The organism is Streptacidiphilus monticola (assembly GCF_042658505.1).
Classification (GTDB): Bacteria; Actinomycetota; Actinomycetes; order Streptomycetales; family Streptomycetaceae; genus Streptacidiphilus; species Streptacidiphilus monticola.
This window is the reverse complement of sequence record NZ_JBHSQJ010000011.1, coordinates 1-11,708: the sequence shown is the minus strand read 5'-3', so window position 1 is coordinate 11,708 and position 11,708 is coordinate 1. Positions and strand designations below refer to the sequence as shown.

Here is an 11,708-nt window from a genome sequence, read left to right as displayed (position 1 = left end):
GGTGATCTGCCCGTCCGGGGCGATGTGGTGGCCTGCGGCCTGGGTGGATTCGACTTGGGCGAGGGCGGCGAGGATCTGCCACCGCATGCCTCGGCAGCCCGGCCGCAGCGACGGCACCTGGTCCACGGCCCGCTGGTAGGCGGCCCCGAGCACCGGCGGGATGCCCGCCAGTTGCAGCGTGGTGGGATCGGCGGTGTTGGTGGTGGCGGCGCTGCCGGAGGCCAGGCCCAGGGGCAGCACCAGTGTCATCATCCCCAGCACCAAGCAGGCGCCGAGGATCAGCAGCTTCTTCACCCCGCGCTCCCCGAACCGCTGTCCTGGCCACGGGCCTTGCGCTGCGCCTCGTAGAGGGTGTGCAGGATCCGGTCGCGGGCCAGGTCCCGCGGGGTCGCCGGAGCACCGGCCGTGCGGGGCGTGCGCACCACCGGGCCGCCGGTGCTCTGACTGGGGGTGGTGGCGAGGGTGGCCGCGACGGCGGCGTCGCGGACCGCGCTCTCGGCCTTCTCTACGGCGGGGGCGAGGTGGACGTCGGCGGCGATCTTCGCCCGGGCCGCGCCCGCCGCGGCGGCTTTCCCCGTGACCCGGACCGGGGCAGTGAGGTCACGCGCGCCGGGTTTCCACTCGGTGTGCCAGTAGTTGGCGGCCTCGAGGCGGTAGTGCTGGGCTTGGCCGCGGACCTCGCGGCGCAGGCCTTGGGCGCGGCGGCGGGTGCGGGTCCACGTCGCGGGCGCCCCGAGGGTGGCGCCCCACGCGAGGCGACTCGACGCGAGGAGGGTGCGGCCGCCGCGGGTGTGCAGGAGCCGGTTGTGCAGCCGCGACCCGACCGGAAGCCGGCCCCCCATCCCGGGTTTGATGGTGCGCCGCTCCCACTCCGCGGGGGACAGGGGCTTGCCCTTCCAGGCGTGTTCGGCGCCGCGCAGGACGAGGGTGGCGGGGGCGAGGGCGTGGCGGCCGTGCCGGACCGCGTCCCCGGCGAGTCGGCCCGGATGCAGGACCGCGCCGGGCACGTCGCCCACCGCCCGCGCGTGCGCGAGGAGGCGGGCGCGGCGCAGCAGATGCGCCTGCGGGCCGCTGGCCTCCCCACCGCCGCCCGGGCCGGCCAGGCCGAAGGCTGCGATGCCGCCCAGCCCCAGGCCCTGGTAGCCGCTGTTGTAGCCGGCGGGGGTGCTCATCCCCAGGGCGGTGGCGATGACCTGTCCGGTGCGGGTGGCGTCGTCGCCGGTGCCGGTGCCGCCGATCCTGGCCCACCGCAACCGGTTCGCCATCCGGCTCCCGGCCGAGGAGGCCAGGGTGAGGAGCCGGCGGTGGAAGCCGAGGGCGGCGACGGCGAGGAGGTCGATCAGGACCAGCTTCGCCACCAGGCCGTCGGTGGAGCCTTGCAGGAACGCGGTCACGGCGGCGCCGAACAGCGGGATGAACACGGTGGACGCGGCCATGGCCAGCGCGGAGGCCACGAACGATCCGCACCACCGCCACAGCACCCCGCGGTTGGGACCGGGCAGTTGCGCCCACACCAGCACCGGATAGGAGCAGGCGGCGAGGGCGGCGTCGGCGAACTGCGCCGCGAACAGGACGAGGCACATCGCCGCGATGAGCAGGCCGACGACGGCGACGGCGACCAGCACCAGCAGCGCCCCGAGCACCCGGTCCCAGGAGGGGGTTTTGAGGTAGGCGGCGGTGGCCTGGTCTTTGGCGAACAGGTGGGCGAGGTTGTCCTCGGGTTTCCCGTCCCCACTGGCGGTGGCCTGGGCGCGGCACAGGTCCAGCCCGGTACCGGTGAGCCCGGCGCAGTCGTCGGTCTGGCTCTCCGAGTCTTGGCTGTAGGGGGGTCCGAGGGTGACGGCCTGCCGGTAGGCGGTCCAGTCGGGGTCCTTGGGAGTGAGGGGGTGGCCGAACTCGAGGAGCTGCCACGTCTGCACCACGAACACGTCGGTGAGGGTGTGCTGGATCGGCGCGGACACCTGCCCCGCATCCGCGGCCGCCACGGTAGAGGGTGGGGTGCCGTGGTTGGCGGTGATGGCGGCGACCTCGGTGCTGGCCTGCTTCGTCTGGTCCAGCAGCCCGCCCGGCCCCAGGATCACGTCCGGGCGGACCAGGGCGCTGGCCGCCACCCCCGCGATCACGAACGTCAGCAGCAGTTCGCCCAGCGCCCGGCCGGCGCGGCCGCGCAGCAGCATGATCCCGCCCACCACCACCGCCCACGCCAGCAACAGCCCCGGCAACCCCAACGCGTCCACGACGTAGGTGCGGTAGCCGTCGGCGAGCTGCTGCGCCTGGGTGCTGACCGCGGTGACCAGCGGGAAGGAGTAGGCCCAGTGGATGAGCCAGCATTCCAGGCCGACCAGGGTGCGGGAGAGCGCCCACAGCATCGACATCAGGTAGGACTGGGCTTCTTGCTGGAAGTCGGTGAGGCCGCCGGAGTTGGAGACCAGGTCGTAGTGGTCGAGCGGCACGCCTTCGGAGGAGGTGACGTTGAACGGGCCCAGAATCCCCGCCCCACCACCGCCACCGGCCCTGCTGCCGGTGCTGCTGGATGCGGTGGCAGCGCAGGCGACCTGAGCGGTCGTCAGCACGAACACTGCCAGGGTGCCGGTCAGCGTCGCGGCGCGGCGGACTGTGTCGCGCGACGCGATTCCCGGCCGGGGCGCCCACAGCAGTCCCTTCATCGGGAGCCTCCGGTCAGCTGCAGCGGCGACGTCGCCGCCCCGACCAGCCTCCCGTGGTCCTGCCGCGCGTCCGCCGGAACCGGGCCCGGGCTGGACGTGGGGCCGGATGCGGCGGTGGGGGTGGTGAACACTGCTTCCCGGATCCGTTCGACGGGTGGCACCAGGACGCGGACGCGGCCGATGCGGCCGTGGGCGTCGCGCAGCATGCCCTCGCCGGCGCGGTCCTTGTCCCCGACGGGGGAGAGGGTGGTGAGGGCGCGCTGCAGGTCCTCGTCGGTGCCGTCCAGGCCGAGGAAGGTCAGGGCGCGGGCGGCCAGGGTCTTGTCGCTGGTGCGCATCACCATGCGGTAGCCGAGCAGGCCGCGGGTGGTGGAGTCGCCGAGTTCCTGCTCGTCATGGGTGCCGAGGAGGACGCCGGCGGCGTGTTTGCGGCCGTCGTGGACGATCTCGTGCACCAGGTCGTTGCCCTCACTGCTGCTGGTGAGCCAGTAGCACTCGTCCAGCACCACCAGCCCGAACCGCGAGCGGTCGGTGAACGCCAACTGCCGTGCCACCGCCGCGACCAGGTAGAGGACCGCGCGGCCGATCAACGCCTCCAGCGGCTGCTGCGCCAGCAGCTCCGGGCGGCGCAGCGCCTCGCTGGAGGGGAGTTTGAGTCCGGTGGTGGTGATGACGACCATGTCGCCGTCCAGGTCCCGCCACGGCAGCACCGGCAGCGTCGGGTCGAACACCAGCCGCCCGTAGCGGTCGTCGGCGACGACGCGGAGCATCTGCGCGAGCTGGGCGGCGTCCTGCGCCCGCCGCGGCTGCGCGGCGTCGTCGGCCCACGCCTCCAACATGGTCAGGACCGTGCGCATGCTCGGGGAAGGGGAGGCGGCGACCTGGTGGACGACGTGGGACAGCATCGCCCCGGCCGGGCTCATCGGCCCCACCCCCAGCTGCAGGGTCAGGTAGGACATGGCCCAGCGCGCGCCGTCCACGGGATCGAACAGCCGCAGCGGATCCAGGCTGATGGTGGCGGCCGCGGCGTCCACGATCTGCGCCCGCCCACCGGTGGCGGCGGCCGCGAAGTGGGCCCATTCCCGCATCGGGGTGCGGTCGACCACGATGACCTGCCCGCCGCGGTCCACCACCCCCGACGCCAGCGATTTGAGCAGCACGCTCTTCCCGGAGCCCAGTTCCCCGACCACGCCCATCGACGCGCTCACGTCCCGGCCGGGGGCGCCGGGCAGGTCCAGCAGCACCGGCAGCACCGTCCCGGCATCCAGGCTCACCCCCAGCAGCGCGCCCTGTCCGTCACCGACCTCCACGCTGGCGCCGGCACCGGACATCGCCCAGTCCTCCGAGAGCTGGTACTGGCGGAACTCCCGCAGCGACGGCGCCGCCGGCATCCCGGGCAGCCCCAGGGCCAGCAGCGCCTCCTGGCCGCCGACCGGCCGCACCAGCTGGTAGTCACCCCCCGACAGCGCGCCTTGCAGGGTGCGGGCCCGCTCCTCGCACTCGGCCGGGGTCGCCCCCCACACCGTGAGGGCGGTGACCGACTGGACCTCGACCTCACTCGCGGTCCGCCCCAGCCGCACCCCGAGCTCGCCCAGATCCGAGGCGGCCTCGTGGAGGGTGTCGGGCAGGCCCGAGGTCTCCGCGCCGTACTGGTCGGCCTGGTCGACCAACTCGCGTTTCTTGCGGCGCACCTGGGGTTTGGCTTTCTCCGCGGGGACGATGTGCAGGTCGACGACGAAGTCCACCCCGAACGGGAACTGGTCCAGCTGGGCGAGCCAGGCCGACTGCGGCCACACCACCGCCGCGGGCTGTTCTGCGACGACCAGGTGGGCCTGGTAGGCGGTGCCGTGCTCGGTCTCCACCTCGATCCACTGCCGCCGCAGCGGCGAGACGCCGCCCGGCCGCTTCCACCACACCCCCCGCCGGCCCGCGCTGGCCCCGGCCGTACGGGGGCCCGGTTCACGCTCTTGGAGGGCGTCGGTGGTGTGGTGGCCGCCTTCGGCGAGCCGCACCTGCCCCAGACCCCGGTAGGAGGGAGAGCGCAGCTGTCCGCCCAGCAGGCGACCGGCACCGGTATCGGACTGCTCGGCCAGGGACAGCAGCGGCTCCTCCACCCCCCGCTGGAGTGCGTGCTGGACCATCCACACGATCTCGGCCGGGGTGGCCGGGCGCAGCCGCAGCCCCCCGGCCAGCTGCGCCTGCACCTGGTCGGCGTGCCGCCGATATGCCTCTACATCGGCGCCGGTCACCGGCGCGGGCTTCATCCCCAATCGGTCGGCGATGTCCGACCACCCCGCGGTCACCGCGGCCTGCAGTTCGGCCTTCCCCGAGGGTGGGGAGAGCGGGACGGCGAGCCAGTGGGTGCGCCGGTACATCTCCACCCCGTCCAGCAGGTCCAGCGACGCGTCCGCGACCTCGGCCCAGGCGGGCCGCCGGTCCAGGTCGACACCGTCGACCATCCGTGCGACGACCTCACCGCCGTCGATCTGCGCGCACAGGCCGAACCACCGCGGCGTACCGGCGAGCTGACGCACCGTCGTGGTCAGCCTGGCCAGCAGCTCGTCCCGCACCCGCGCGGGTGCGTAGGGCACGCCCGCCGCGGGGGTGATCCGGTAGATGGCCCATACGGTGCCGTGCACGGTGAAGGTCAGGTTGTCGACGACATGGCGCAGTGGAACCCGCATCGGGCACCTCCAGAACAGACGAAGAACAGACCGGGGAGATAGGGGGAGAGCGAACGCCGGGGGAGGGGGTGGAGTGTCAGCTGCCGCTGCCGGCCTTCTCGGCCAGGAGCCGCTGCAGCGGTGTCAGGGCTTCGCCCGGCCCGGGCCGGGCCGTCGGTGCCGCAGGTGGGGTGCGGGCAGCGGGTGGTGCACCGGCGTGGCCTGCGCGCACCCCATGCGCGGCCGCGCGCGCACCCTGTGCGGCCCGGTTGCGCAGGCGCGCCGGATCCCGCGCAGCCGTACGCGCAGCGTGCGCGGCCGGGGTGCGCGGGTGCGCCGGGTGCTGCGCAGCCGCGGCGTCGCCAGTGGTGGTGAGGTGGAAGCCGCCCACGATGTCGGTGGGCCGGCGGTCGCGTGCCGTGGCGTTGTTGATGCGTCCGGCGGGCGGCTGCAGGGCCGCGGCCAGCAGGCCCAGGAGTGCGGCCTGCGGGGTGCGGCCGCCGACCTTGGCGCTGCGGGCCGCCCACACCAGCGCCCCGAGCCCGATCAGCGGCAGGGGGCCCAGCGGCGCCCACCACCCGTACGTCTTGATGAGCGCGAACGTCCCCACCCCGGCGATGGCCAACTGCGCAGGGGTGTAGGGACCCAGCGGCAGGGTGAACTCGCCGATCTTCCCCAGCACCCACGGATGGCGGCGGGCGCGGGTGTAGGAGCGGCCCACCCGCCGCCCGGCACGCGGCTCCTGCTGCTCACTCACCCGGCCACGCCCCTGGCCCGGTCTGGCTGGGGGCGGGGCCGGTGTGCACCAGCGCCGGGGCGGTGGCGGCGCCGTTGGCCGCGGACTGGATCTCGTTGCTGAACATCGCGCCGAGGGAGTCGCGGGACTTGTAGATCCCGATGATCAGCGCCAGGGCCAGGACCGCGCCGATCCCCGCCTTCAGCGAGAACCGGCGGATCATCGTGACGACCACGATCACCGCGCCGAGCGCGTACAGGGCGGGCTGCGCCCATCCGGCGAGCATGCCGATGAAGTGGTCACCGAGGTTCTGCAGGGACCCCGCGAGGACCACGGGCTGCTGGGTGAGGGGGAGGGTGGTGCTCAAGAGGATCTCCGGGAAGGTCTGATGGCGGGTCAGGAGCCGGACGGCGCGGGGGAGGCCGCGGGGCGGCCAGCGGGCTGGGCGGCTTGCTGTGGGGTGGGGTCGACGGCGGCGACCTCCCACCGGCCGGCCCGGGTACGCAGGGTCAGCGCGTAGGTGTAGGGCCAGGCGGTGCCGGCGTGGTCGGTGGCGGTCAGCTGCACCAGGACGCGGGCCGTGGTGCCGTCGGCAGGCACATGCCCGTCCAGCCCGGCCCGGTCCGCGGTCACCTGGACCACCTGCACCTGCGCGTAGGGGGGTGCGGTGATCGGGTCCAGGTGCGCGCCGGGGGACAGCAGCGGGGTCAGGTCGCCGGAGCCGGCGAGGAGCGCCTGGGCGAACGCGGCCACCGTCTGCGCCAGCGGCGATGCGGGGACCACACCCGCCGTGTACGGGCTGGAGGCCGGGGCGGTGCTGGTGGGGGCGCCGACCTCCGNTCTGCGCCAGCGGCGATGCGGGGACCACACCCGCCGTGTACGGGCTGGAGGCCGGGGCGGTGCTGGTGGGGGCGCCGACCTCCGCCGGGGACCCGGCCACCGTGAGCGTCCCGGACGAGCCCGGCCCGGCCCCGGTCAGCTGGACCGGGAGCTGGAAGTACCGCACCTGGGCGCCCGCCTGGCCCGCGTCACTGCCCGCGAGGCCGCCGGCAGGGGTGAGGTCGGCGGCCACGGTCACCGCCCACGACCCCGCTCCCACCGCGACGGACCGCACGGCGGCCACCTGCTCCACCCGCACCGGCACCTGCCCGCTCGGGGGCGTGAGCGCGGGAGCGAGCGCGTGCAGGGCGCCCACCTGCGCACTGGAGGAGTCCGCACCCGCGGCGCGCAGCCACAGCCCGACGATCAACTGCGCATACCCGGCCGGATCCTGCGCAGCCGCACTCGCGCGCACAGGAGGCTGTGCGGTGTGCGCGCGCACGGGCTGCGCACTCTGGGCCGCGCAGGACGCGAACAGCGCGAGCGGCCCGCACGCGAGCGCAACCCACACGCCCACGCGACCGGCGCGTCCGCGGCGGTGCACACGCTCCAGCCGCTGCGCGCTGTGCGCCACGGCGGCTTCAGCGTCGCGGACGGTGTCGCCGGGCGGCGGGTTCTGACGGTGCCTCATGGGCGCTCTCCTCGTGGGGAGTCGGGATCGACTGCCCCTGAGGAGACCCGGCGGACCTCACCACTTTCCTTACCAGAACCACCCGGTTGGGGTCACGAAGAGATAACGACCGGGTGGTGAGGTCGATCTCACCAAGGGTGCCCTTACCTCACCGGCGACCTCACTACGGCAGACCTCGCCTCCCGTCAGCATGCGGTGGAGGGCCTGCAGTTCGCGACCGTTCGCAGCTTGGTGAGGTACGGGCCGCGCGTTGTTCCCGCAGGTCACCGGGGGGTGGTGAGGTCCGGCGGCGGCACGTCGGGGGTGTGGTGAGGTCGGCCCGCCACCGGTGGTGAGGTCCCCGGTGAGGTAAGGGCGCCCTTGGTGAGGTCGGGGTGGACGGCCTGGTGAGGCCCACTGTTATCGGCTCGTGGCCGTTCGAGGCTCTTTTGGTGAGCGGGGTGGCGAGGTCGGCGCGCTCTCCTGTCCGCAACACCGTTGTGGGAGGAAGCCACCGATGCTGCCCGAACTCGCCTGGCACGTGCCGTCGTGGACCGGCCCGGCCGTCTGCTACCTGACCGCCGGCCTCGCCTGGACCGTCCTGGATCCGCTTGCCCTCCCCGCGCACACGACATCGCCCCAAGGGCGTGCGCGCACCACCGCCACCGCAGTGCTGTGCGCACTGCTGTGGCCGGCCGCGCTCCTCGTGCACATCGTGCGCGCGCTGCACAGTGCGCGCGCACGATGCGCTGCGCACATGCACGCTCCGGCCCCGGACGCGCTGCACGCCCGTGCACAGCGGACTGCGCAAGGGCAGGCGTGTGCACATGCTGCCGCGCGCGCATCTGCGCCGGTGCGCACGCGTGCGCACCCAGCCGGCGGCGCCCGCGCGAGCAGAGCTGTCGGAGAGCGGGCGGGCAGGGCGGCGGAGGACCTCGCCGAGGCGGCCAGGCGGTACCGACCGCCACTGCCAATCCGGTGTCCCGCCGCGAAGAGGGCCCCGCATCTGTCGCCTGACCCACCTCAGCGGGGCAAGCGGTGGCTGCGGTCAGGCGTTCCACCACTCCTCAGTGCCACAGCCGATCTCGTAGTGCCACCAGCCCTCGTCCTCCCCTTGGTTCAGGATCGCCTTGATCCCGGCGAAGTCGGCGCCTGCCGGCACGTTGACGGCCACCATGGGGAACTCCGGACTCATGACCTCACCGCCGAGGTGGAAGACGGCCAGGCGTTGGTGCACCGCCTGAGGGCTGCGGCCCAGGGGCCCCGTGGGGATGGGCACGACCCGAACCGTGCAGTTGCCGGCTGAGCTGACACGGCCGACAGCCCAGTGCAACCCGTCTGCGTCGGTCCGGAACTGCACGACGTCGCCCTCGGCGACCCCGTCCTGCAGGAACGGCACGTTCTCGATCACGGCCGTGTCGGCACCGAGCCTTGTCGCCCACAGGCCCTCGACGTCCTGAGGGAACCAGCCTTCGCGGGGGACGAACCGGAACCAGACCTTCACCTTCTCGACCGTCTCTTCCACGGCGCCCATCATGGTCGGGCCGCTCACGGCATCGTGCACCGGGGTCGAGGTGGGCGATCAAGGCGCCGTGGAGGTCGATCGTCAGACCGCCCCCCTTCGCTCAGACGGGCAAGTGACACGATCCACAGTCGATGAGACGCGGCCGAGCGTCACTGAGCCAGAACTGCCAGACCCGCACCCGCCGCCCGCCTTACGCCGTACCGGGCATCCGGCGATCCCACCAGGTCCACCTCGACCTCACCAGGGCCGACCGTCGACCTCACCAGACTCTGTGACCTGCAACAACGTCCCGGGAAGCTCCCGCAGGGCCGCTGCATGGGTGGCCGGTGAGGCGGGCCTTGGTGAGGTTCGGCAAGTGACCTCCCCAGCCCGGTTGTTATCGGCCTGTGACGCCTACCGGGTGGTCCTGGTGAGGAAATCGGTGAGGTCATCCCGGTCTCCTTCTCGACGCCCCCGTCGTCGAGACAAAACCGGAGACCCTCGTGATGGCTCCTCAGAACACCGCGCCCCGACCCGGGTTGGGGGAGCGGTGAGCACCCGGACCCCCGCCCTCCTGCGGGCCGCGGCCTCCGCCGTCCTGGCCCTGTGGCACATGGCCGGGTGGTGCCGCACCCACAGCCTGCTCGCCACGATCGTCCTCGGCGTGCTGCTGGCCGGTTGCCTCCTGCTGCGGGAACGCCTGACCCGCATCGTCCTGGGCGACCGGGTCCGCTACACCCTGACCCCCTCGCGCCGGTTCGACCCCACCGCGGAGGACATCTGGCGCACCACCGCCCTGGTCCTGCGGGCGGCGCGCTCGGGACCGTGGTGGGCGCCGGCCCGAGCGAAGTCCCTGCGGGTGCGGCTGCGCGCCGACGGCACCGCACCGGCCCCGCTCGTCTACCAGGTCGAGGGCCACCGCACCGCGAAAACCCTGCTGGCGCGCACCCCCTACGACCAGGTCACCGTCGACAAGGTCAAGCCCAAGGCGGACCGGCCCCGCGCGCACGTGCTGCGCGCCGAGTTCCACCTCGCCGGCGATCCCGCCTCCCCGCTGCGCCAGGTGCCGCTGAACCCCGACCCGCTGCAGCCGATCGTGGATGCGGTCGCCGCGGTCCGCGCCGACCTGGGCGACCTGGCCGAAGTCATCCTGGACATCCAGCCGGTCCCGAACTGGCGCCTGCGCCTCAAGCGCTGGCACCTGGCCGCCACCGCCCGCGCCCGGGCCCAGGCCGAGGCCAGGAAGGCCACCCGCCGCGCGCTCGCGGACGCCGACGCCGTCGAGGACTCCCTCACCCTCCAGCTGGCCCGCCTCCTCCAGGGGAACAGTCCGGCCCCGCGGCGGACGGCCATGACCGTCAAACCGCAGCCCGTGGACGCCGCCACCACCTGGGGCCGCCTGGCCGACGACGTCGGCCTGGTCCGCATCCAACTCCTGGTCCGCTGCGCCTCCGACGTCGAAGGCCGCGCCCAGACCACCCTCAAACTGCTGACCGCCGCCCTGGACATCTACGCCAGCCGCTCCCGGCTGCGCGTCGACGGCGCCCGCCTCGGACCCTTCCACTGGAGCGCCAACCACCCGCTGCGCCGCGCAAGCTTCGACCGGCGCTGGGCCGGCGGCGTGTTCGCGCCGCGCGGCGACTCCTGGCTGAACATCGCCGAGATCGGCGGGCTGCTCAAGCCCGCGACGGTCCACTGCCGGGTGCCGATCACTCCGGGCACCGTCCCCGAGTACGCGCTGGGTGAGCCGCTGATGCCCCACGGCTGGCACCGAGGCCCGGACGGTGCGTCCCGGCTGATCGCCTCCCCGCTGGAGGAGACGCTGTTCTCCATCAGCGTGGGCAAGTCGTTCTACGGCAAGACCACCAGGGCCCTCGTGCAGGCGATCGCCGTCGCCGCCGCGGGGCAGGGCGTGTTCTTCCTCGACCCCCACGGCGACTCCTGGACCCAGGCCGCCCCCTACCTCGCCCACGAGGACCTGCGCGACCGGGTCTGGCGCATCGACCTGACCGGCGCCGACGACCAGGCAAGGGTGCCGTCATGGAATCCCCTGGGCCTGGACGGCGGCCAGAAGCCGGACGAGGCGGTGCGGGCGGTCGTCGACGGCTTCGCCGCGGTGCTCGGCTGGGACGACCAGTCCCACCCCCGGGCCCTGACCATCCTGACCAAGGCCACCGAAGCCCTGGTCGAGGCCAACCGGCAGGCGGTTGCCGCCGGCCAGGCGCAGGCGCAGGCCACCGTGTTCCAGATCCGCCCCCTGCTCACCGACCCCGCCTTCCGCGACGCCGTGCTGGAACGCCTCCCCGACCCCGCGCGGGCGTGGTGGACCAGCAGCTTCACCGCCTACGGCGACGACGCCTTCGCCACCGTCCTCAACCCCCTCGACCGCCTCGCCGCCAACCCCGTCACCCGCGCCTTCCTCGGGGCGCCGACCGGCCGCTGGAACGCCCGCACCGCGATGGACCGGCGCCGCATCGTGTGGGTGTGCCTGGCCGGCACCGGCCCCACCGAACGCCTCCTGGTCAACCTCCTGCTGCGCGACCTGTTCCGCGCCGGCCTGTCCCGCACCGACCTCCCCGCCAAGAAGCGCCGCCCGTTCCACCTGTGGCTGGACGAACTCATCTCCCTCGACACCGCGGGAGCCAGCGCC

General features: G+C 73.9%; 7 protein-coding genes and 1 pseudogene. 1 reads left to right on the top strand and 7 read right to left on the bottom strand.

The window, feature by feature from the left end:
- From ACFP3V_RS04020 to ACFP3V_RS03990, 7 genes and pseudogenes are all read right to left on the bottom strand, one after another.
- A pseudogene (locus tag ACFP3V_RS04020) lies at nucleotides 1-294 on the bottom strand (hypothetical protein); the annotation flags it as partial.
- Nucleotides 291-2,666 carry a hypothetical protein gene (locus ACFP3V_RS04015; protein ID WP_380579743.1) on the bottom strand — a complete coding sequence of 792 codons (2,376 nt, stop codon included), beginning with the start codon at nucleotides 2,664-2,666 and terminating at the stop codon, nucleotides 291-293. The pseudogene ACFP3V_RS04020 and the gene ACFP3V_RS04015, both read right to left, overlap by 4 nt.
- Nucleotides 2,663-5,350 (bottom strand): ATP-binding protein, encoded by a 2,688-nt coding sequence (locus ACFP3V_RS04010; RefSeq protein WP_380579741.1) that lies wholly within the window; start codon nucleotides 5,348-5,350, stop codon nucleotides 2,663-2,665. The genes ACFP3V_RS04015 and ACFP3V_RS04010 overlap by 4 nt, the downstream gene beginning before the upstream one ends.
- A gap of 76 nt (nucleotides 5,351-5,426) precedes the next feature.
- The gene (locus ACFP3V_RS04005) at nucleotides 5,427-6,086 is read right to left on the bottom strand and encodes a hypothetical protein (RefSeq protein WP_380579739.1); all 660 of its coding nucleotides are present in this window, start codon (nucleotides 6,084-6,086) and stop codon (nucleotides 5,427-5,429) included.
- Nucleotides 6,079-6,432 carry a hypothetical protein gene (locus ACFP3V_RS04000; protein WP_380579737.1) on the bottom strand — a complete coding sequence of 118 codons (354 nt, stop codon included), beginning with the start codon at nucleotides 6,430-6,432 and terminating at the stop codon, nucleotides 6,079-6,081. Before ACFP3V_RS04000 ends, ACFP3V_RS04005 begins: the two co-directional genes overlap by 8 nt.
- A gap of 29 nt (nucleotides 6,433-6,461) precedes the next feature.
- Nucleotides 6,462-6,848, bottom strand: a complete 387-nt coding sequence (locus tag ACFP3V_RS03995) for a hypothetical protein (protein ID WP_380579735.1) — start codon at nucleotides 6,846-6,848, stop codon at nucleotides 6,462-6,464.
- Between the two features lie 1,754 nt (nucleotides 6,849-8,602).
- The gene (locus tag ACFP3V_RS03990) at nucleotides 8,603-9,088 is read right to left on the bottom strand and encodes a DUF4265 domain-containing protein (RefSeq protein WP_380579745.1); all 486 of its coding nucleotides are present in this window, start codon (nucleotides 9,086-9,088) and stop codon (nucleotides 8,603-8,605) included.
- Between the two features lie 520 nt (nucleotides 9,089-9,608).
- Between ACFP3V_RS03990 and ACFP3V_RS03985 the strand changes: the two genes are divergently transcribed.
- Nucleotides 9,609-11,708 (top strand): ATP/GTP-binding protein (locus ACFP3V_RS03985; RefSeq protein ID WP_380579733.1); only part of this gene is annotated, 2,100 nt, incomplete at its 3' end.

Excerpts from the sequence above, each read along its gene's own strand:
- ACFP3V_RS04015 (WP_380579743.1), bottom strand. The coding sequence starts at position 2,666 with ATGAAGGGACTGCTGTGGGCGCCCCGGCCGGGAATCGCGTCGCGCGAC.
- ACFP3V_RS04010 (WP_380579741.1), bottom strand. The coding sequence starts at position 5,350 with ATGCGGGTTCCACTGCGCCATGTCGTCGACAACCTGACCTTCACCGTG.
- ACFP3V_RS03990 (WP_380579745.1), bottom strand. The coding sequence starts at position 9,088 with ATGGGCGCCGTGGAAGAGACGGTCGAGAAGGTGAAGGTCTGGTTCCGG.